A 22,279-nucleotide genomic window follows, 5' to 3' on the forward strand; every position below is an offset into this window, starting at 1 on the left:
TAGTGATTATCATCAAAAATTATCTCATTACAGGCCAAATAACTTTTCATAATTTGCTAAACTTTGGATAGGATCTATAGGAGTGCGCCATGACCTCTTTGACAGAGTTGCGGGAACGGATCAGATCACGTCATCTGAGTGACGAAGATCAGGTTCTGGACAACCTGATCCAACAAGCTGCGATCGACGAAGACCTGCGCCACCGCGCCGTCACACGGGCAACATCCCTGATCGAGACGATCCGCAACAGCAACTCACCCGGTCTGATGGAGGTGTTTCTGGCCGAATACGGTCTGTCGACCGAAGAGGGCGTCGCGCTGATGTGCCTGGCCGAGGCGCTGCTACGGGTGCCTGACACCGAAACCATGGATGCCCTGATCGAAGACAAGATCGCGCCATCGGCCTGGGGTGAACATCTGGGGCGGTCCAGTTCGCCGTTGGTCAATGCCTCAACCTGGGCGCTGATGCTGACGGGGAAGGTCCTGCAAGATGGTCAAGGCGTGGCGGCTGTTCTGAAAAACGCCGTCAAGCGTTTAGGCGAACCTGTCATTCGCGTCGCCGTCAGCCGCGCGATGAAGGAACTGGGCGCGCAATTTGTGCTGGGCCAGACCATCAAAGAGGCGGTCGAGAGGGGCCGCCAGAAGCAGGCCCGCGGATACAGCTATTCCTATGACATGCTGGGCGAAGCCGCACTGACCGCAAGGGACGCGGGGACGTATTTTAAGGCCTATTCGGATGCGATTGATCACCTGACGGCCGAGTGCACCGCCGATGATATCCGCAATAACCCCGGCATCTCGATCAAACTATCTGCCCTGCATCCACGCTATGAATACAGCCAGAAAACCCGCGTGATGGATGAGTTGGTCGACCGCACGCTAGACCTTGCGCGGCGGGCCAAGGCAGCCGGGATGGGATTGAACATCGATGCCGAGGAAGCCGATCGCCTTGATCTGTCGCTGGACGTGATCGAAACGGTGCTGCGCCATCCGGATCTGGCCGGTTGGGATGGGTTTGGCGTGGTGGTTCAGGCGTACGGCAAACGCGCGCCAGATGTTCTGGATTGGCTTTATGCACTGGCGACAGAACTGGACCGCAACATCATGGTACGGCTGGTCAAAGGCGCCTATTGGGATACCGAAATCAAACGCGCCCAGGTCGAAGGCATCAGCGGGTTCCCCGTTTTCACCCACAAAGCCGCGACCGATATGGCCTATCTTTGCTGTGCGCAAAAATTGCTGCAGATGACAGACCGGATTTACCCCCAGTTTGCCACGCATAATGCCCATAGCGCGGCGATGATCCTTGAGATGGCCGATGATCCGCAAACCTTCGAATTTCAGCGCCTGCATGGCATGGGCGAGGCGCTTTATGATATCATTTTATCCTCGAACCAGGCACGGTGTCGGATATATGCGCCGGTCGGTGCGCATCGCGACTTGCTGGCCTATCTGGTACGGCGGCTGTTGGAAAATGGGGCCAACAGCTCTTTCGTCAATCAGATCGTCGATGAAACGGTGCCGGTTGATGTTGTGGCCGCTGATCCCTTTGCGAAACGGCCACTGGATCATCAAAGGGTGCGCAAACCTGCAGATATTTATGCGCCTGAGCGCGTGAATTCCCGTGGCTGGGACCTGCATGATCCGGTGGATGAGCATCAGATTGATGCGGCCCGCGCGCCCTTTGCATCCCATGTCTGGCAGCCGGATGGCCTGGGCACGGGCGATGTTCAGCGTGTCATGAACCCCGCAAACCCCACCGATCAGGTCGGGCAGATTGCGGAATGCACCGAAGCTGACGTCGATGCGGCCATCAGCAGGGCGACCCCGTGGACGGCAAGCGCAACAGACCGCGTGCGGATTTTGACGCAGGCATCTGAGCTTTACGAAGCGCATTTCGGTGAATTCTTCGCCCTTTTGACGCGAGAGGCGGGCAAAACCCCCAAAGACGCCATTGCCGAACTACGCGAAGCGGTTGATTTCTTGCGCTATTACGCGACCCGGGCCAAGACACTGAACCATCAGCCCCGCGGGCTCTTCGCCTGCATATCGCCCTGGAACTTCCCGCTGGCGATTTTTACGGGCCAGATTGCTGCAGCCTTGGCAGCGGGCAACGGTGTGCTGGCCAAACCGGCCGAACCGACGATGCTGACGGCGGCACTGGCCACCAGACTGTTGCATCAGGCGGGCGTGCCAGAAGACGTTTTGCAGCTATTGCCCGGACGGGGGTCCATCGTGGGCGCCCGACTGACATCTAATACGCGCATTGACGGGGTGTGTTTCACAGGATCGACCGCCACCGCCCAGACCATTAACCGCGCGATGGCTGCAAATCTATCACCGCACGCCCCACTGATTGCCGAAACCGGGGGCCTGAACGCCATGATCGTTGACAGCACCGCCTTGCCTGAACAGGCGGTCAAAGACATCATTGCTTCGGCCTTTCAATCGGCGGGGCAAAGATGCTCGGCCCTGCGCATCCTTTACCTGCAACAGGATATCGCCGACAGCTTTCTGAAGATGCTGTTCGGGGCCATGGATGAACTTGTGGTGGGCGACCCCTGGCAGTTCAACACCGATGTCGGCCCAATCATAAACGGCGACGCCAAGCAACAGATTGAGGATTACATCGCAGACGCCCGCGCCCAGGGCCGTGTGATCAAACAGATCGATGCGCCGCAAACTGGCTTCTTTGTGCCCCCAACCGTGATCCGCGTTGACGGCATCGAAGCACTTGAGCGTGAGGTTTTCGGACCCGTACTACATATCGCCACGTTTCAGGCCGATGCCCTTGGGCAGGTCGTCGACGCGATAAACGCCAGTGGATTTGGACTGACATTCGGGATGCATTCCCGAATTGACGACCGCATTGATCAGGTGACCCAAGCCCTGAACGTCGGCAATATCTATATCAACCGCAACCAGATCGGTGCGATTGTCGGGTCGCAACCTTTTGGCGGTGAAGGCCTGTCGGGAACAGGTCCCAAGGCAGGGGGCCCGAATTATGTGCCGCGCTTCACAAAGCCCCCTGCACTGCCCGTGATCGAAAACCAGTCCGATGCGGTGGACCCAAAGGCGATCCAAACCCTGATCGATCAGCAGAAAAGCGGGCAGACCTGTTTGCGGACGCTCACCCTGCCCGGTCCGACCGGTGAATCAAATCGGCTTTCCGAATATGGCCGCGGTGTGGTTCTGTGTCTGGGCCCCGGCAAGGACGCGGCCGTTGAACAGGCGCAGATTGCCGCGGAAAACGGGTGTCAGCCGGTTTGCATTTATGGCGGGCTAAACCCCCAGCGTCTGCAGGACCTGCATGGGTTTGATGCCGTGATCAGCCAGGCCCCCGAACATGATCTGCAGCAGATCAGGCTGGCCCTGGCATCACGCGATGGTCCGGTCATTCCGTTGCTGACCGAGGTTGATCTTGCCGAGCGTTGTCGGCTGGAACGGCACATCTGCATCGACACGACCGCCGCTGGCGGAAATGCCAGCCTGCTGGCCGAGGTCAGTTAAGAAAATATCGCATACTCCGTCAGCGTCGCGTGAATTATGAACAGTTGCTGAACCGGATATTAAAACTCGCTAAGTTCGCGGTGAACTCGCAATGATTTAAGTGTTAAAAAACAAAAGCTTACTTTTCTTTTGCTGCGTCATCAATACCTTTGGACCAAGGTTGCAGCGCAAACGACATGGCCTCAACCCGCTTTTGGAACTGACACCACAATCGCAAAAAGGAGCCTGCCGTGAAATACTTCAAATGCCTCAAGAAAGACCTGGACGTCACACCTTTTCTGACCGAAATCGCTTCAAAAGATGACGCATGGGCCACGGCCACAGGGCGTCAGGACAAAATCAAGGTTCAGCGCGAAGCCTTGGCCATTCCATTGCGGGGTCTGCGCAAATCGGCGATCGGCGACCGCAAGCGCCGCGACGTGCATGAAAGCCGCTGGACGACAGGCAGCACGGCATATCCGCTGGCCAGCAAGTTTCTGGAAGATTTCGCAACCGACCAGAACTCGATCCTGGGCCGGGCCAAGATCGTTTGTCTGCCCGCAGGCAAGCGCGTTTACCCCCATATCGATCGCGGCGACTATTATCGCGTCCGCAACCGCTATCACTTTGTCCTACGTTCCAGTCTGGGATCGTGGCTGAAAGCCGGTGATGAAGAGGTCCGCATGAAAGAGGGTGAGCTGTGGTGGTTTGACAACGACCAGATGCACGAGGCGCACAATGATGGTGACGAAGATCGCATTCACATGATCTTCGACATGCTGCCCGCTGAACGCGCCGAAGAAGTATTCGGCAAGGCGGCATAATGAACGCGCTTGCCCCCATCATAAGACCAGCGGAGCAGCATAATCTGCTGTTCCGTCCGGCCAAGGGTCGGCGTGATCTGCCCTGTTGGATCGCAGCACCGGTCGCTGGCACATCCAAGGCGCCGCCCCTGGTTGCTGTTCACGGGATCAATCGCGAAGCGATGACCCAGGCCTCGCTTTTCAAGACTGCGATTGGGACGGACCGCACCGTAATCGCCCCTTGTTTCAGCCCGGAAATCTGGCCCAGATATCAGTTGGCAGTAAAGAAAGGGCGCGCGGACAAAGCTTTGATCCGATTGATCGACAGCTTGCAATCCGATGGTTTACTGTCTGGTCCGTCGTTCGAGTTGTTCGGTTTTTCCGGCGGCGCCCAGTTCGCCCATCGGTTCGCAATGATGCATCCTGAGCGGGTGCAAAGGCTGATGGTCAGTTCAGCCGGTTGGTACACCTTTCCCGATCAGACACGGTTTCCATATGGTATCGAAAACTTTGTGTCTGAGGAAAACCTGAAGCGTTTTCTGCAGATCCCGATCGATATCTATGTGGGCGCCGATGATACTGTCGTCGACAAAAATACCCGAAACACGCCGCAGGTGAATGCCCAACAAGGTATAAACCGCGCAGAACGGGCGGTCCGTTGGGCCCAAGCTCTGCGACGCAATGCAGCAAAGTTATATGGCATAAAGGCGGATGTCCGGTTTTCAGCCCTGTCAGGCTGCGGGCATGACTTCGAGGAGTGTTTCAATAAAGGACGATTGGGGCGCCGCATTGCATCGACGCATGCAGAGACACCCTACCATTATACATCGGCAGACGTGGCGGTATGAAACGGCTGCCCAGGATCACCTCTGATGGCAGGTTCTTGTTACTGGCGCTTTTGGCAATACTGGCCTTGGGTCAGGCCGCCGCCGCCGCAATCGCCGCTGTCGCCACGCGCGAGGTGTTCCTAGCATTTCGGCAACCGACCCTGTCGATGCCCCAACTCGCTTTGATCGCGCTGGGCGCGGCCGGCATATTGATCGCAGGCTTTCGTTACGTCGAACGGATCATGGCCGAACGCGTGGGGCAGGACTATGCCGCGGCGTTACGGCTGAAGCTGTTCCGCCACCTGACGCAGTTGTCTGCGCGCGACATCGCCAAGCGACGCAACGGTGCGATGTCGATGCGTTTTGTGGGTGATCTGGCAGCCGTTCGGGGTTGGGTCAGTCTGGGACTGGCCCGATTGATATCGGCCATCATTGTCCTGCCCATCGCTACCGGTGTTCTGTTCTGGCTAAACCGTGATCTGGGTGCTGCAGCAATTGTCCCACTATCAATTGGTGTCTGCATTATGCTGCTAACCGGTCCCCGCTTGGGGCCTGCGCATAAAAAACTGCGACAGCGGCGTGCACAATTGGCCGCGGACATGAGCGAACGCATCCCCCACGCCCCCGAATTGCGCCTTTTGGGGCGTATTCAGCTGGAAACGGACCATCTGAATAAAAGAACAGAAAAACTGATCGACTCGGCGCTGGAACGCGCCCGCGGGGCAGCCTTTCTGCGCGCGGTGCCAGATGCCACTGCAGGTCTGGCGGCCGTAGCCGTGTTCTGGATGGCCTTGCAAACCGGCGCACGTGGCGCTGATGCAGCGGCGGCTATGGCGGCCGTTGGTCTGATGTTGCAGCCCATGCGCGATCTGGCTGGTGTCTGGGACCGACACCGCGCCTGGGTCGTCGCACGGGATAAATGCGAAAAGCTGCTGGATGTGCCAAAACTGGATCGCCCAAAGCCGAATACCAACAAAAGGCTGGTGGATGCGCCACCGGCCATACACATCAAAAATCTGTCTGCCGGGCCGCTGAAAAAGATCAACGCATCTGTCGAACCGGGGCGCAGCATAGCAATTGTCGGCGCGAATGGTGTCGGGAAATCGACACTGCTAAGCCTGATGGCCGGTCTGGAACAACCACATAAGGGGCAGGTTACCCTTGACGGACGGCCACCCCAAAGCCTGACCGCCTTTGAAAGGCGTAACCTGATCACCATGATCGGAACACGCTCGGCTGTTTTAGCCGGATCACTAAGGCGGGCCTTTGTGATGGCGGCGGCGGATCGACCAACGGACGACACAGTGTTGCAAATGGCCGAACGTTATGGCCTGACCAAGATGGTTGAGCGTTTGGGCGGGCTGGACGGCAAAGTGGCCGAGGCCGGGCGGAACATGTCGGCAGGCGAATTGCGCCGATTGCTTCTGACACGTGCCGCGCTGTCCAAACCCAAACTGTTGTTGCTGGACGAACCTGACGACGCGCTGGACACCGACGGCCCGAAACTGGTGGGGCAACTGCTGGCTCAGGTCGACGCGACCACGCTGATGGTCACTCATAACCCGAAAATCGCCATACTGGCGGATGAGATTTGGTTTGTCGATCAAGGGGGCCTTGCCGAAACCGGATCAGCCGATCAGCTTTTGGCAGTAAATGAGCGTATAGCCGCGTTCCTGGGCGAAAATCGTACGGCGGCCTGACGGCTGGCGCTTAATGGATATCCGCGACACTGAAGCGATATCCAACGCCGCGAACCGTTTTAAGTCGTTTGCTTTCGTCGCCAATTTTTTTACGCAAGCGGGCAACGTAGACATCCACGATATTGGTATAGGGGTCTTCCTGACTGCCCCAGACCGTGTTCAGAATACGTTCGCGCGACACCAATTTATCAGGGTTTGACAGAAAGAAGACCAGCAGTTCCCGTTCTTTCACGGTGAATTCGACTTCGCGGTTGTCGACAGTAACGACATGCGATGTCTTATCAAAGACGATCTTGCCTTGCTTTAGACAGCTGTGGTCCTGGGGGTCAGACAGTTTATTGCGGCGGCGTGACAAGACCTCAAGCCGGGCGACCAGTTCCCCAAAATCGAAGGGTTTCGTCAAGTAGTCATCAGCCCCCGCGCGCAGCCCGGTGATACAGTCATCGACATCATCCATGGCCGTCAGCATCATGATCGGCGTGTCAATCCGCCGCCCGCGCACGGCCCGACAAAGATCGACCCCGGACATCCCCGGCAGCATCACATCAAAGATCATCACATCGAAGCTGTCGTTTTTTAGAACCTCAATCGCTGACTCACCGTCAAGAACATGCTGCACGGACCATGCCTCGGCACCCAATCCGCGGCGGATGAAGTCACCCACTGCCCGTTCATCCTCAACAAGTAATACGTTCATGCTATTCTCCGACATCTATGCGGCAATATTTGTGGGAAACACTACACCGGACAAAATCACTGGACCAAAGATAGGTTGACGCAACGACAATTTCAGCAAAACAAATCAAGAAACGGCGGAAAGCTGCGGACGGGCGGGCAAGGTCATCGCAACAATCAGTCCACCCTGATCCCGGTCAAGCAATTCCATACGCCCCCCGTGAGCTTCGATGATGGATTTGGCCAAAGGCAGACCCAGCCCCATGCCTTCGGAATAGCTTTGACTGGCGTTCGAGCCACGGAAATAACGCTCAAAGGCCTGAGTTTTATCTGCGTCACTCATGCCAGGGCCGTTATCTTCTATTGTCAGCAGCAGATAGCCATTGGGGCCGTAATCCAGCCGACAGATGATCTGATCGCCACCGTAATTCATGGCATTCTGGATCAGAACGATCAGACACTGCTTGATCCGAAGCGCGTCCATCCCGATAAAACCATCCTGAACGGTGGCCTCGAAACTGACCCTGGGGCCGAAGGTCGAGAGCGTTTCGATGATGGTGTCGTTCAGATTGGACTGGCTGATCTTTAGCCGCGGCTGCCCTGCCTCGGTCCGAGCAATGAAGAGCAGATCGTCTACGATCCGCGCGGTGTGTGCGGCCGCGTCCCGCGCACGTTCCAGTGCCTCGCGGTATTCTTCGGGCGTTTTTTCACCGCCCCGCAATGCAACTTCGGCCTCGCCCTGAATGATCGTCAGGGGCGTTCTAAGTTCATGGCTGACATCACTGATCATCCGGCGGCGGCGGCCATCGGCTTGCTGCGCTTCTTTCAACAGTTGCTCAAGCTGCACGGTACGTTGCTGAACCGCGCCTTCCAGTTCTTCGTTCTGACGTGACAAATCTGACGTTGTCTGTTGCACGCGCGCGGCCAAGCCATTGATACTGTCCGCAAGTTCAGTCATTTCGTCCTGCTTACTGAATTCAATCCGATGGGCATAGTCGCCGTCACCGATCCGCCGGGCACCTGCCATCAAGGTTTTCAAAGGCCGCGACAGGGATTGCGACAGCAGCGTCACAGTCGCAATTGTGCTGATGATGGCTATGGCCGTGAAGGAGGCCGCCATCAAACGATACAAGACCAATTCATCGGCCAGTTCTGATCGCATCTCGGCCAGTTCAGTCAGCTCTTCCTCAAGCGCATCGTCGATCATTGCCTGGAAATTGCGGTCAATCTCAGTGTTCAGGATGCTTGAAAGCTGCGACCACCCTTCGGCGGCAGCATCTTCGGACATCTCGCCAAGGGTATAGATCAGGCGGTTCAGCTTGGCTTCGATCGCATTCAGCGCGGTCAGCTCTTCGATTTCTTCCGAACCGACCATATCGATTTCACGCCCGATCGCCTGCCGGATATTGGCGATGTCATTTTGGATCACCTCAATCTGCGTCTCGATCGCAAGATTTTCACCCTCGATCAGAAAAGCATCGCCATACTGCTTGAACAATTCATAAGTATTGGCGTTCAGCGACAGATAATCTTGATAGACCTTATGGGCCAGATCCATGCGCTGAGTGTTATAATTCGCATTATGAATTGCCCAGATGGCAAGGCCCGTGCTGCCCATCAAAGCCAGCACCAGCAGCGCGACCAACAGCCTCAATTTTGTCAGTACACGCATTTTACATCCTTGCGTCGTTGCCTAGTTGCGAACTGAGACATCGGTCAGATCATTCCAGATAAACCAATGGCCCAGTGGGGCCACTGGCTTGAAAGTAATACGATTATGCCGCATGACGATACCGTGCCTTGGGCCGCAGACAATGGGCAACCAAAGCGTCAGCGTTTTGCGGCATCCGTAACTCATCACGCGAAACAGCTGAAACACCAATTACTGCTTTGGCTTCAGCCACAGCCAGTGGCGATACCGTGATCGGACCCGAGACCGCCAGCGGCTCAATCCCGTGATTGCGCAGGACCGATACACCACCGACCGCCGACAGCGCATCAGGGGCCGCGAACAGAACGCCGTCGAACCGGTCGCAAAAGCGCGGCTGAGCGAGCACAGCCGATGTTTCACGCTGGAAAACACCGTCCGCGAATTCAACGACGACGATCTGCGCACCATTCGCTGCGGCCGCACCCACCAGTGTTTCGAAAGATTTATAGACCTGATCCATCGACATCAGATAAGTCGAGTTCGCCCCCGCATCCACGAAATCCAACACAGGAACACCAACGTCTTCAAAGGCATTATAATCCCCAAAAGCGCCCGTCCCCGTGGCCTTGATGCCTGCCACATTATAGCCTGCCCGCTTCAAGCCCTGCGCCAGACTGACAGCTGTTGTCGTTTTGCCAGAATTCATCGACGTACCGAACACCGCAATGATAGTCACATCGTCAGGGACAGTCTGATGCGGCAATGCATAGTCTTTCAGATTTACCACATCGCCCTGCCGATTGGTCAGCAATCCAATCGGACGCAGCTTTGTGGGCGATTTCATCCGGTGGTTTGCCGTAATCACCCTGCCCAGAACCCCGCCGCTGGCCATCAGATCACTGCCATCGGGATCAAGTTCGGCCACACCTTCAAACTGATCGGGGGCATAACGGCTTCCTACCGTCAAAACCACATGCGCACCGGGGTAGTTTTCGGTATACCGCCCTGTGGTCAGTTGAATGCGCCGGTGCTGGCCGATCTGCTGTGTCTCAGCCAGCAGCAGATCGCCAGACCGGGCCATATCAATGGCGTTGGTCAGACCACTGATATCGGAACGCACAACGCGCCGCGTCGTAAACGCCCATTTTGCTTGCGCCAAATCAGTTTGCAGTGTCGAAAGATCAAACATGGTCATACGTCCTGGCTATTGTTCTTGACTGTCAAGATAGCCCGGCCAATGCCTTGTTTCTTTTCAGGAAGATGATCCCGACCTGTCAGTAACATGAACAGTTTCTGAACCGAAAAATGGCCTGAAAAAATCAAGGGCGGGGTCTTGACCTTCCCACCACTGGAAGCCCCATTTATGTTAATAAAGATGAATGGGTGCGTTAGATGAAACAACAACTGTCTTTTGACATCACCCAGATGCATTGCGCATCCTGCGTCGCCCGCGTCGAGGATAAGCTGCGTACCGTGCGTGGGATCACCGATGTCGCCGTTAACCTTGCCAACCATCGTGCGACTGTTCAGACCGACGGCAGCGTTGCGGCACGTGATGTCATCGGACACTTGTCAGATATCGGAAAACCCGCCCAGATCGAACAGATAACGCTGAACATCAGCGGCATGTCCTGTGCGTCTTGCGTCGCCCAGATCGAAAAATCCCTGCAAAACCTGCCATTTGTCATCGACGTAAAGGTCGATCTGATGGCTGAAACCGCACGGGTCAACATGCTAAGCACCGACACGGGGGCACTGATCGACGCCGTGGCCCAGACCGGCAAGACCGCGCGTTTGGCCGATGGTCCGGGCACCACCACCCCGGATCATAGCACGCAATTAAAACAAAACCTGATCCTGGCCGCCGCTCTGACCGCACCCGTTTTCGTGCTTGAGATGGGCAGCCACCTGATACCCGGCCTGCACCACCTGATCGCCCGAACCATCGGGATTGAGGTCAGTTGGTTCATCCAGTTCGCGCTGACCTCTCTTATCCTGATCCTGCCGGGGCGGGGCTTTTTCACAACCGGATTTCCCGCCCTATTCAAAGGGGCCCCCGATATGAATTCGCTGGTCGCCCTTGGCACCAGCGCGGCTTATGCCTTTTCGGTCATCGCTCTTTTCGCACCCACCCTTCTCCCCGACGGCACGCGCGCCGTCTACTTCGAAGCCGCCGCCGTGATCATAACCCTGATCCTTCTGGGCCGCTGGCTTGAGGCCAAAGCCAAGGCCAGAACAGGTGACGCCATCCGAAAGCTGATCGATCTGTCCCCCAAAACGGCCCGCGTCGAAACGAACGGGGACCTGCGGGATGTCCCGGTCGGCGACCTGCAACTGGACGATATCATCCACGTCCGCCCGGGCGAGCGACTGGCGGTGGATGGCATCGTGACCGGCGGCGAAAGCTATGTCGATGAAAGCATGATCACAGGCGAACCCGTGCCCGTTGCGAAATCCAGTGGCGATACCGTGACCAGTGGCACCATCAACACCGCGGGCGCGCTGAGGTTCCGGGCCACAGCCGTGGGGGCGCAGACACGCCTTAGCCAGATCGTCGAGATGGTGCAAAAGGCCCAGGCCACCCGATTGCCCGTACAGGATCTTGTCAATCGCATTACCGGCTGGTTCGTCCCCGCCGTTCTAACCGTTGCGGTGCTGACCATCGTCACATGGCTGATCTTCGGCCCTGATCCGGTTCTGTCATATGCGCTGGTGGCAGGTATATCGGTGCTGATCGTCGCGTGCCCCTGCGCCATGGGGCTGGCTGTTCCGACCTCGATCATGGTGGGTATGGGCCGGGCTGCGGAAAAAGGCGTGCTGTTTCGCAACGGCGATGCCTTGCAAAAGCTGCGCGATGTCAAAACGATCGTCTTTGACAAAACAGGCACACTGACGGTTGGTACGCCCGCGCTGGACCGAATAGAAATCGTTGGTGACATCAGTGATGAAGAGGCCCTGCGTCTTGCAGCCGCCGCTGAAATGCTATCCGAACATCCCCTGGCCAAGGCGATCGTACAGGCCGCTGACACCAGAGATATTTCGCGATCCAAAGCCAATCATTTTCACGCGGTCATCGGCCAAGGTATCACCGCAACTGTCGAGGACAAAGACATCGCCATCGGCTCGCTTCGGTTTTTGAAAGAGCTTAATATCGAGGTGCAGCCCCTGACATCGAAAACGCCGGGCGCGACACAGATTCACATGGCCGTCGACAGGCAGCATGTGGCCGTGTTTCTGATTTCGGACACAATCCGCCCCGAGGCCCGCGATCTGATCGAGCTGCTCAAGGCACAAGGCCTAATGACCGCGATGGTCACGGGCGATGCCGAAAGCACCGCAAAGCATGTCGCAAACCAGTTGGGCATCGATCATGTCGTGGCCGGGGTCCTACCTGCAGGCAAGGTTGCCGCCATTCGCGACCTGCAAAAGGATGGCCCGGTGGCCTTTGTCGGCGACGGCATAAACGACGCCCCTGCCCTGGCCGCCGCCGACGTCGGCATCGCCATAGGCACCGGGACCGATATCGCCATCGAAACCGCCGATCTGGTCACGATGTCAGAAAACCTGAATACTGTGAAACATGCGATCGACATCAGCCGTGCGAGCCTGCGTAACATTCATCAGAACCTGTTTTGGGCCTTTGGGTACAATACCTTGCTGATCCCGGTCGCAGCCGGGCTGCTGTTTCCGCTGTTTGGCCTGCTTCTGTCGCCGGCCTTTGCGGCCGGGGCCATGGCGCTGTCCAGTGTATTTGTCGTGGGCAATGCGCTGCGATTGCGTAAGCTGGCGCTGTAATGCATCCATCCGGGAAGGGTCCGATGAACATTGGTGAAGCATCCGAAAAAAGCGGGCTGCCCCGCAAAACGATCCGATATTACGAAGATATCGACCTGATCCGCCCCCTGCGTGACCGGAATGGATACCGTGCCTTCCGTGACAAGGATGTGCACAAGCTGATTTTCCTCAGCCGGGCGCGCGCGCTTGGGTTTTCGATCGACGACTGCCGCACCCTGCTGGCGCTGTGGGAAGACGACCAGCGCGCCAGCGCCGATGTCCGCGCCCTGGCCCAGGACCATCTGGCGCATATCGATCATAAAATCCAAGACCTGCAATCCATGCGCGCAACCCTGTCCGACCTGATCACCGCCTGCGCCGGCGATCACAGACCCGACTGCCCGATATTGGCATCGCTTGAAAAAGAGTGAAAAGTGGTCGGGACGGCAAGATTCGAACTTGCGACCCCCTGTACCCAAAACAGGTGCGCTACCAGGCTGCGCTACGCCCCGACGAAGCAGTCGTTTAATACGTCCCGATTAAAATGAAAAGCCCCTAACAGGGCCAAACTGCAATTGTTTGATCAATCGCCGGATGGCGCAATTCCGATCCCAGGCCTATCCCCATCTGCTGTGCCATCCCGCCGTTGATTTCCAGAACAAACTGAACCGGGCCATCACTGGGCAACGGGGTCCGATCCATGGGGGTCGCGTTATAATGTATGCGATGCACTGTACCGTCATCCCGAATAAATAGAATATCCAGCGGGATCAGCGTATTTTCCATCCAGAACGACAGCGGCTGCGGACGATCATAGACAAACAGCATGCCGGAAAACTGCGGAAGCGTTTCGCGATTCATCAATCCACGGCCACGCTCGGCCGGGTCATCTGCGATTTCAACACTGAAACGCGCTTCGCCCCAGGCACCCCGTATCTGTGCATGCTCAGCCGAACACGCCGCATTGGCCACAAAAGCCCATGCGCAAAGCCAGATCACGCTGACTGAAAAAACCTTCAGCTTTTTAAAGCTGCTTCCCATGACGCGACAAATGTCGCCATGCGTCCGCGTTGCCCGTCGATCACACGCAAACAAACCGCTTCTCCTGGTTGCAGATCGGCAAATCCGGAACTACGAAGAACTTCAATATGAATGAATACATCTTCATCCCGGCCGAAGACATTTGCGAACCCAAACCCTTTGCCCTTGTCAAACCATTTCACACGAGCTGGTTCCAAAGGTGTAAGCGCAATCGTTTCGCTGTCAATGCCGATCAAATCAGCCAGATTTGAGGCAAAAATGCCCTCGGGCGGAGCGATTTCCAAAACTTCCACAGCCTGCATACCGCGTGTCGTCTTTTGAACTGTGACTTTTATGCTTGCAGAATCGGCAATAGAACTTTGTCCAAAATTCCGTAGGACATTTGCATGCAGCAGGATGTCCGGCCCGCCTTCATCTGAAACAACAAAACCAAATCCCTTTGTCGGATCAAACCATTTAACGTGCCCAGTCACGGTTTCGTGAATTTCTGTTTCGTCTTTTGTCATTATTAATTGTCCGTGCAGGAGGCCGAGCGACGTCCCTTAATTAGTCTTATGTCCTTACCTATGTCTATGTGCTTTACAATAATTGCAAGTGCTTGGCATCAATTGAACTTACCTAAAGTCAAATATTACGGGTTAAGCCGTACTGTTTCCCATTCGTGATCAAGTTTTTCACGCTTCCACTGAAAACGGTCATGCAGCCGATAATCTCCGTCGGCCCAGAATTCGATTTCAAGCGGTTTGATGCGGAATCCCCCCCAAAATGGCGGCCGTTTCGGGTTTGTACCGTGACGTGCGGTGACTTTCGCGACTTCGGCCACGAGGGCGGCGCGCGACGACAGCGGCTTTGACTGCTGCGATGCCCAGGCCCCCAGACGACTTTTCAAAGAACGTGACGTAAAATAGTCGTCCGCCTTTTTGCCCTCCTCAAGCTCGACCACGCCGCGCACGCGAATCTGTCGCCGAAGCGATTTCCAATGCATCACAAACGCCGCCTTGCCAGCCTGTGTGATCTCGGCCGCTTTCTGGCTGTTATAGTTCGTGTAAAAGACAAAGGCGTCATCCTCGACATCTTTCAACAGCACCATCCGCGCATTGGGCAGGCCCGTTTCGTCAACGGTCGACAAGGCAATCGCATTGGGATCGTTGGGTTCGGTCTTTTCAGCCTCAGACATCCAGGCACGCACGATCTGAAATGGATCATCACCCGCAAATATACCCGATCTGTCCATGGATGCCGTCACTCCTTCAATCCTACGGGTGGCGCTATATCACACCAAAAATGTTTTCAAGTATTGCCGACCCTTAGCGCTGTCTTGCCGCGCAGGAAGCAATAGCCTAAACCAAACGCACATATATCGAAATGGGCAGGGACGAAGAAATGTCAACGGAACTGATGGCGGGAAAACGCGGCCTGATCATGGGGCTGGCCAATGATAAGTCGATCGCGTGGGGGATAGCAAAAGCCTGCGCCGATGCGGGGGCTGAACTGGCCTTTTCTTATCAGGGCGAAGCGCTGTTGAAACGGGTCAATCCGCTGGCCGAACAACTGGGCTCTGACATTGTCATCCCTTGCGATGTGGGCGACGAGGCATCGATCGACGCGCTGTTTGATGAATTGAAGAAGCGTTGGGGTAAACTGGATTTCATCGTCCACGCCATCGGCTTTTCCGACAAAAACGAACTGCGCGGCCGCTATGTTGACACCACCCGTGGCAATTTCCAGATGTCGATGGATATCTCGGTCTATTCCTTCACTGCCGTCGTTCAGCGCGCCGAAAAACTGATGACCGACGGCGGCAGCTGCCTGACACTGACCTACTATGGCGCCGAAAAGGTGATGCCGCATTACAACGTCATGGGTGTGGCTAAAGCCGCCCTTGAGGCCAGCGTGCGTTATCTGGCCGAGGATCTGGGCAAAGACGGCATCCGCGTCAACGCCATCAGCGCCGGGCCGATCAAAACACTGGCCGCCAGCGGCATCGGCGATTTCCGTTACATCATGAAATGGAACGAATATAACGCGCCGCTACGCCGCACAGTGAATATCGAAGACGTTGGGAATTCAGCACTTTATCTTCTGTCTGACCTGGGCTCTGGCACGACAGGCGAGGTCCTGCACGTCGATGCAGGCTATCATGTCGTCGGCATGAAGGCCGTCGACGCCCCGGATATCAGCAAATCATGACCTGGGCGGCCTTTGCCTCGATCCTGCTGATCCATCTGGCCGCGGCCATCAGCCCCGGTCCATCCTTTGTCGTGTCGGTCAAAACCGCCGCTGCCGAAGGATTTCGCGTCGCCGCCGCCCTGGCGGTGGGCTTTGGCCTGGGGGCTGCCATATGGGCCGCCACCGCGCTGATGGGCCTTGCGATACTGTTCGAAATCCTGCCGGGCCTTCTGACGGCGCTGAAAATCATCGGCGGGCTGTTTTTATGCTTTATCGCCGTCATGATGTGGCGCCACGCCAAAGACCCCATCGCCTTTGCCGATGCCACAGCCGCCCCGCGCGGCATCCTGTCAGCCATCCGGCTTGGCGTGATCACACAGCTGGCCAACCCCAAACCGGCCGTCTTTTTCGGCGCCGTCTTCATCGGCCTTGTGCCCGAGGGCAGCTCGGTCTGGATGCTGGCCGCCCTTCTGGGCATGATTTTTGCGAATGAGACAATATGGTACATTGTCGTGGCCAAAGCGTTTTCGACCCACACCGCCCGTCAGGCCTATGTTCGGTTCAAAACCTGGATCGACCGCCTGTTCGGCGGGCTGATTGCCGTGTTCGGGCTGAAAATCGCGATAAGCTAAAAGGAAAAGAAAGCATGTCTGATCGCCTGCCCCACGAAAAAGGATTTCACGTCAGTTGGGATCAGATGCATCGTGACAGCCGCGCGCTGGCCTGGCGGCTTGATGGGCGCGGACCAGACGATGGCGCGTGGCGGGCCGTGGTTGCCATCACCCGGGGCGGCATGGCGCCCGCAATGATCGTCGCGCGCGAACTCGATATCCGCACCGTCGACACGATCAGCGTCAAGTCCTACCATTCGGGCGGCGGCAAGGCCGACCAGCGACGCGAGGCCGAGGTGCTGAAATCCCCCAATGCCAAGATGATGGGTGACGGTACCGGTGTGCTGATCGTCGATGATCTCGTGGACAGCGGCAAGACGTTGGAACTGGTGCGCAGCCTTTATCCCAACGCCCATTTCGCCACCGTCTACGCCAAACCGCAAGGCGAGCCGCAGGTCGATACCTTTATCACCGGCGTCAGCCAGGACACATGGATTTTCTTCCCCTGGGACATGGCCCTGCAATATGTCGAACCCTATCGCGGCAAGGACTGACCATGTCGCGCACCACGTCGACCTTCGACCCCCCGGTGATGGAGGCGCGCAATTGGCTGAACGGCATTGAGTTTCCCGCAGATCGCCCCCTGCTGAACGTCAGTCAGGCCGCGCCCATCGATCCGCCCCCGCCCCAGATGCTGCAGGCCATGGCCGAAAAGGTGGTCAGCGATCCGACCGTGCATCTTTACGGACCCGTTCTGGGTATGCCTGAATTACGGGCCGAACTCGCGCAGCAGTGGTCCGATGCCTATGGCGGCACCGTCACGCCCGATCAGGTCGCCATCACCTCGGGCTGTAATCAGGCGTTCACCGCAACCATCGCGGCCCTGACATCCGAAGGCGATCAGGTCATCCTGCCGACCCCATGGTACTTTAACCATAAAATGTGGCTGGATATGGCGGGCGTCGAAACCCGCCCGCTGGACACCGGCGCAAACCTGTTGCCGGACCCCGATCAGGCCGCCGCGATGATCACCGACCGCACCCGTGCGATCGTGCTGGTGTCGCCCAACAATCCCGGCGGCGTCGAATATCCGCCCGACCTGATCCGGGCGTTCTATGATCTGGCGCAGTCCCACCGCATCAAGCTGATCATCGATGAAACCTATCGCGATTTTCATAAACACCCCGGCGCGCCGCATGATTTGCTGACCGACCCCGACTGGCACGAAACCCTGATCCAGCTTTACAGCTTTTCCAAGGCCTATCGCCTGACCGGTCACCGCGTTGGCGCCATTCTGACCGCGCGCCCCCTACTGTCCCAGATCGAAAAGTTCCTCGACACCGTTACCATCTGCCCCAATCAGATCGGCCAGTGGGCCGCGCTTTGGGGTATGCAGAACCTGTCGCAATGGCTGGCGGGCGAACGCGCGGAAATTCTGTCGCGGCGTCAGGCCATCATCGACAGCTTTCCCCAGTTGGCCCAGCACGGCTGGCAACTGATGGGGTGCGGTGCCTATTTCGCCTATGTCCGCCACCCCTTTGACCTGCCCTCTGATCAACTGGCGCGGCATATGGTGCAGGCGGCCTCGGTCCTGCTGTTGCCGGGCACCATGTTCAAACCCGCGGGCGACGCCACCGCGGCCCGCGAACTGCGCATCGCCTTCGCCAATATTGACCGCGCAGGCATCAAGATGTTGTTTGATCGTCTGGCGCATCTTGCCCCGCCCGAGACGCTCGCATAAGAAAGCGCAAGCGTAAAAGGGGACACCATGGGCAAAGGTAAAATTTCGAAACTTTTTGTGTGGATTCTGTTCGGGCTGCTGGCCCTTGGTTTGGCCGGGTTTTCGACCGGCGGCTTTGGCAACCGCTTTGGCAGTGTGGCCAGCGTCGGCAGCAAGGATGTCGATGGCAACACCTATGCCCGCACGTTGCAGGATGAAATGACCGCTTATGCCCGCCAGACCGGTCGGGCACTGCCCTTTGAAACCGTGCTGGCCGAAGGGATCGACCAGATCGTCCTGCAACGCCTGATTGCCACCCGCGCGCTGGACCATGAAACTGACCGCCTAGGCCTATCCATCGGCGATGATGAGGTCCGAAACCGTGTCCAGACCTTCCGCGATTTTCTGGACCAGAACGGCAATTTCGACCGCGAAACCTATCGCCTTCTGCTGCAACGCCGTGGTCAGACCGAAGCCGAATTCGAAGCCAGCCTGCGCGAAGATGCTGCCCGCGAAATCCTGCAACTGGCCGTCGTCGGTGGCCTGGATGTGTCAGACCGCTACATCGACACCTTTTACAACTACCTGGCCGAACGTCGGAATTTCAGCTGGATCGCCCTGACGGCCGATAACCTCGACGCCCCTGTCGGTGTGCCAGACGACGCCACACTGCAAAGCTACTACGACGCCAACCCCGATGAATTCACCCTGCCCGAAACCAAGCGGATCACCTACGCCTGGCTGACCCCCGACATGCTGCAGGACGACATCGACCTGGATGAAGAGGTGCTGCGCGGCCTTTATGACGACCGTATCTCGGAATTTGTCATGCCCGAACGCCGCCTGGTCGAACGTCTGGTCTTTGGTTCCGAAGACGAAGCCGCGGCCGCCAAGGCCCGGCTGGATGCGGGTGAACTGACCTTCCCCGAACTGGTCGAGGAACGCGACCTGACACTGGACGTCATCGACCTGGGCGACCGCACACAGGCCGAACTGGGCGACGCCGGTGAGGCGATTTTCGCACTGGAAGAGGCCGGACAGGTCACAAACCCCCTGCCCTCGCCCCTTGGGCCCGCGCTTTACCGGATGAACGCGATCCTGTCGGCGCAGGAAACCAGTTTTGAGGAAGTCCGCGATGATCTGGGCGCCGAAATCATCGCCGACACCGCCCGCCGCCAGATCAGCGATCAGTTTCTGACCCTGCAGGAACTGCTGGCCAGCGGCGCCACGCTGGAAGAGCTTGCCAGCGAAAGCGACATGGAACTGGGCACCATCGAATGGTACCCCGGCATCACCGATGACATCGCCGCCTATACCGCCTTCCGCGCGGCCGCTTTGCAACTGGACGAAGGTGACTTTCCTGAAATCCTCGAACTGGAAGACGGCGGTATCTTTGCGATGCGCCTGGAAGAAATCATTGCCCCCCGCGTCCAACCCCTGGCCGATGTGCGCGGCGACGCGATCCGCAGCTGGCAGTCGGCCGAAACCCTGTCACGCCTTGACGCGCTGGCCGACGATCTGATGACCCGGCTTGAGGCGGGCGAAAACATCAGCGACCTTGGCTTCCCCGTGAACGTCGAACAGGATATCACCCGTGATTTCAGCCTGCCTAACGCGCCCGTCGACACCGTCCTGCAGGTCTTTGAAATGACCCGCGACGAACGCCGCAAGATCGAAAGTGACGGCCAGATCGTCGTGGTCGAGCTGGACGAAATCCTGGTGCCCGACGAAGACAACCCCGATATCGCAGCCCTGCGCGGCGTGATCGAAAGCGCGGGCCTGCAAAGCCTGCAGCAGGACCTGTTTCTGGCCTTCACCCGCCAGGTTCAGGACGACCTGCAGCCCACGATCAACCCAACCACCATCACCAGCATCCACGCGAATTTCCAGTAAGGCGGCAAAGTGGCCCTGACACCCTCTTTCAGTGATTTCCAGGCGGGGTTCGACGCCGGTCGCAATCAGCTGGTCTACACCCGTCTGGCCGCCGATCTGGACACGCCCGTGTCGTTGATGCTGAAACTGGCCGGTGCCGCCAAAGACAGCTTTATCCTGGAAAGCGTAACGGGCGGCGAGGTCCGCGGTCGCTACTCGATCGTCGGCATGAAGCCCGACGTCATCTGGCAATGCCACGGCACGACCTCGCACATCAACCGTCAGGCCCGCTATGACACGGATGCGTTTGAGCCGCAGGATGCCCCGCCCCTGGACGCCCTGCGCGCCCTGATCGCGGAAACACAGATCGACATGCCCGATGATCTGCCCGCCGCCGCCGCGGGGCTGTTCGGGTATCTGGGCTATGACATGATCCGGCTGGTCGAACGCCTGCCCGATATCAACCCCGACCCCCTTGGCCTGCCCGACGCCGTGCTGATGCGCCCCTCCGTTGTTGCGGTGCTGGATGGCGTCAAGGGCGAGGTCATATTGGTGTCCCCCGCCTGGGTGTCATCTGGTCTGTCCGCCAAAGCGGCCTATGCCCAGGCGGCCGAACGTGTCTCGGACGCCCTGCGCGATCTGGAACGCGCGATGCCGTCGGTGTCACGGGAAATGCGCGACACACAGGCCCCGTCCGAACCGGTGTCGAATTTCACCAAAGACGGCTACAAGGCCGCGGTCGAAAAGGCCAAGGATTACATCCGCGCCGGCGACATCTTTCAGGTCGTGCCCGCCCAACGCTGGACGCAGGAATACCGCGAACCGCCTTTCGCGCTCTACCGGTCCCTGCGGCGCACCAACCCGTCGCCCTTCATGTTCTTTTTCAACTTCGGCGGCTTTCAGGTCATCGGCGCCAGCCCCGAAATCCTGGTGCGCGTCTTTGGCAATCAGGTCACGATCCGCCCCATCGCGGGCACCCGCCGCCGGGGCAAAACGCCCGAAGAAGACAAAATGCTCGAGGCCGATCTGCTGGCCGATCAAAAAGAGCTGGCCGAACACCTGATGCTGCTGGATCTGGGCCGCAATGACACCGGCCGCGTGTCGAAAATCGGCACCGTCCACCCGACCGAGGAATTCATCGTCGAACGCTACAGCCACGTGATGCACATCGTGTCGAATGTGGTGGGCGAACTGTCTGACGACCACGATGCCCTGTCAGCCCTGCTGGCCGGTCTGCCCGCAGGAACCGTCTCCGGCGCGCCCAAGGTCCGCGCGATGGAAATCATTGATGAGCTTGAGCCTGAAAAGCGAGGCGTCTACGGCGGCGGCTGCGGCTATTTCGCGGCCAATGGCGACATGGACATGTGCATCGCCCTGCGCACCGCTGTGGTCAAGGACGACAAGCTTTACATCCAGGCAGGCGGCGGCATCGTCTATGACAGCGACCCCGAAGCCGAGTGGCAGGAAACCGTCGACAAATCCCAGGCCATCCGCAAAGCCGCCGAAGATGCAGCGCGTTTTACGGGCAGCGGGAACTGAGCTTCGATATTATTTAGCACAAAAAGCTGAGGGCAGCGACCGTCCGCGGGTGGGCGTGAAGCGCCCGCCGTCGTGCTGGAAGCACGCCTGCGGCGTGACGGGGGCGGGTCGGCGCGGCCCGGTGGTGCCCACCGGGCGAGGTCTTCAAAACAAACATTTGTGAACTTGGTGCATCGTTCTAACCATCCGCAGTCCCGGACTTGATCCGGGACCTCTGACCATCCGACATTTTTGAAACGCAGCCCTAGCCATTCGCTCAAGACAGCGCCACCGCTAGAGCAAGATGAGATCAGGTTGAAGCGTATCCTGAGTTGACAAGGTAATTCGCACATTCCTGCGGGGTGAAGCGGTCGAGCAGCTTACCGATCCTGCGCCATGTTGCCTCTATCGTGCGTTCGGCGGCGTCTCG

General features: G+C 57.9%; 18 protein-coding genes and 1 tRNA gene. 12 read left to right on the plus strand and 7 right to left on the minus strand.

Annotation, left to right across the window (positions count from 1 at the left end; genetic code table 11):
* The first annotated feature begins 89 nt into the window (after positions 1-89).
* From putA to H7848_RS15270, 4 genes are all read left to right on the plus strand, one after another.
* Complete coding sequence (gene putA / locus H7848_RS15255; RefSeq protein ID WP_208353142.1) at positions 90-3,509, plus strand: bifunctional proline dehydrogenase/L-glutamate gamma-semialdehyde dehydrogenase PutA; 3,420 nt, start codon at positions 90-92, stop codon at positions 3,507-3,509.
* Positions 3,510-3,739: 230 nt separating this feature from the next.
* Entirely contained in the window at positions 3,740-4,312 is a 573-nt protein-coding gene (locus H7848_RS15260; RefSeq protein ID WP_208353145.1) for an aspartyl/asparaginyl beta-hydroxylase domain-containing protein, read from the plus strand.
* Entirely contained in the window at positions 4,312-5,139 is an 828-nt protein-coding gene (locus H7848_RS15265) for an alpha/beta fold hydrolase (RefSeq protein WP_208353148.1), read from the plus strand. The genes H7848_RS15260 and H7848_RS15265 overlap by 1 nt, the downstream gene beginning before the upstream one ends.
* A complete protein-coding gene (locus tag H7848_RS15270; protein ID WP_208353150.1) occupies positions 5,136-6,818 on the plus strand; it encodes an ATP-binding cassette domain-containing protein in 1,683 nt (560 codons plus the stop codon). The genes H7848_RS15265 and H7848_RS15270 overlap by 4 nt, the downstream gene beginning before the upstream one ends.
* 10 nt (positions 6,819-6,828) lie before the next feature.
* Here H7848_RS15270 and H7848_RS15275 read toward each other — a convergent pair whose 3' ends face one another.
* The 3 genes from H7848_RS15275 to H7848_RS15285 all read right to left on the minus strand — a co-directional run bounded on the left by H7848_RS15275 (position 6,829) and on the right by H7848_RS15285 (position 10,333).
* Positions 6,829-7,515 carry a response regulator transcription factor gene (locus tag H7848_RS15275; RefSeq protein WP_208353152.1) on the minus strand — a complete coding sequence of 229 codons (687 nt, stop codon included), beginning with the start codon at positions 7,513-7,515 and terminating at the stop codon, positions 6,829-6,831.
* Positions 7,516-7,620: 105 nt separating this feature from the next.
* Positions 7,621-9,165 carry a sensor histidine kinase gene (locus H7848_RS15280; RefSeq protein ID WP_208353155.1) on the minus strand — a complete coding sequence of 515 codons (1,545 nt, stop codon included), beginning with the start codon at positions 9,163-9,165 and terminating at the stop codon, positions 7,621-7,623.
* Between the two features lie 103 nt (positions 9,166-9,268).
* Positions 9,269-10,333, minus strand: a complete 1,065-nt coding sequence (locus tag H7848_RS15285; RefSeq protein ID WP_208353158.1) for a nucleotide-binding protein — start codon at positions 10,331-10,333, stop codon at positions 9,269-9,271.
* A 203-nt stretch (positions 10,334-10,536) separates the two neighbouring features.
* Between H7848_RS15285 and H7848_RS15290 the strand changes: the two genes are divergently transcribed.
* Positions 10,537-12,939, plus strand: a complete 2,403-nt coding sequence (locus H7848_RS15290) for a heavy metal translocating P-type ATPase (RefSeq protein WP_208353161.1) — start codon at positions 10,537-10,539, stop codon at positions 12,937-12,939.
* A gap of 23 nt (positions 12,940-12,962) precedes the next feature.
* On the plus strand, positions 12,963-13,349 hold the full coding sequence (gene cueR, locus H7848_RS15295) for a Cu(I)-responsive transcriptional regulator (protein WP_208353164.1): 387 nt from the start codon (positions 12,963-12,965) through the stop codon (positions 13,347-13,349).
* Between the two features lie 4 nt (positions 13,350-13,353).
* Here cueR and H7848_RS15300 read toward each other — a convergent pair.
* The 4 genes from H7848_RS15300 to pdxH form a co-directional block, all read right to left on the minus strand.
* Positions 13,354-13,430: transfer RNA gene (locus tag H7848_RS15300), tRNA-Pro, on the minus strand.
* A gap of 43 nt (positions 13,431-13,473) precedes the next feature.
* Positions 13,474-13,959 carry a DUF192 domain-containing protein gene (locus H7848_RS15305; protein WP_208353168.1) on the minus strand — a complete coding sequence of 162 codons (486 nt, stop codon included), beginning with the start codon at positions 13,957-13,959 and terminating at the stop codon, positions 13,474-13,476.
* Positions 13,935-14,465, minus strand: a complete 531-nt coding sequence (locus H7848_RS15310) for a cold-shock protein (RefSeq protein WP_208353170.1) — start codon at positions 14,463-14,465, stop codon at positions 13,935-13,937. The genes H7848_RS15305 and H7848_RS15310 overlap by 25 nt, the downstream gene beginning before the upstream one ends.
* Before the next feature lie 125 nt (positions 14,466-14,590).
* Positions 14,591-15,193, minus strand: coding sequence for a pyridoxamine 5'-phosphate oxidase (gene pdxH, locus H7848_RS15315; protein ID WP_208353173.1), 603 nt, complete (start codon positions 15,191-15,193; stop codon positions 14,591-14,593).
* Between the two features lie 149 nt (positions 15,194-15,342).
* On the opposite strand from pdxH, the gene fabI reads away from it, so the two are divergent.
* The 6 genes from fabI to trpE are packed head-to-tail and all read left to right on the plus strand — an operon-like array spanning position 15,343 to position 21,870.
* Positions 15,343-16,149, plus strand: coding sequence for an enoyl-ACP reductase FabI (gene fabI, locus H7848_RS15320; protein WP_208353176.1), 807 nt, complete (start codon positions 15,343-15,345; stop codon positions 16,147-16,149).
* Complete coding sequence (locus tag H7848_RS15325) at positions 16,146-16,760, plus strand: LysE family translocator (RefSeq protein WP_208353178.1); 615 nt, start codon at positions 16,146-16,148, stop codon at positions 16,758-16,760. Before fabI ends, H7848_RS15325 begins: the two co-directional genes overlap by 4 nt.
* Before the next feature lie 14 nt (positions 16,761-16,774).
* Positions 16,775-17,293, plus strand: coding sequence for a xanthine phosphoribosyltransferase (gene gpt / locus H7848_RS15330; RefSeq protein ID WP_208353180.1), 519 nt, complete (start codon positions 16,775-16,777; stop codon positions 17,291-17,293).
* Positions 17,290-18,480 carry an aminotransferase gene (locus tag H7848_RS15335; RefSeq protein ID WP_237072783.1) on the plus strand — a complete coding sequence of 397 codons (1,191 nt, stop codon included), beginning with the start codon at positions 17,290-17,292 and terminating at the stop codon, positions 18,478-18,480. The genes gpt and H7848_RS15335 overlap by 4 nt, the downstream gene beginning before the upstream one ends.
* Positions 18,481-18,507: 27 nt before the next feature.
* Entirely contained in the window at positions 18,508-20,352 is a 1,845-nt protein-coding gene (locus tag H7848_RS15340) for a SurA N-terminal domain-containing protein (RefSeq protein WP_208353184.1), read from the plus strand.
* Between the two features lie 9 nt (positions 20,353-20,361).
* Positions 20,362-21,870, plus strand: a complete 1,509-nt coding sequence (gene trpE, locus H7848_RS15345) for an anthranilate synthase component I (protein ID WP_208353186.1) — start codon at positions 20,362-20,364, stop codon at positions 21,868-21,870.
* The last annotated feature ends 409 nt before the right edge of the window (positions 21,871-22,279 follow it).

The organism is Pseudaestuariivita rosea, from assembly GCF_017592335.1.
Taxonomy (GTDB): Bacteria; Pseudomonadota; Alphaproteobacteria; order Rhodobacterales; family Rhodobacteraceae; genus Parasulfitobacter; species Parasulfitobacter rosea.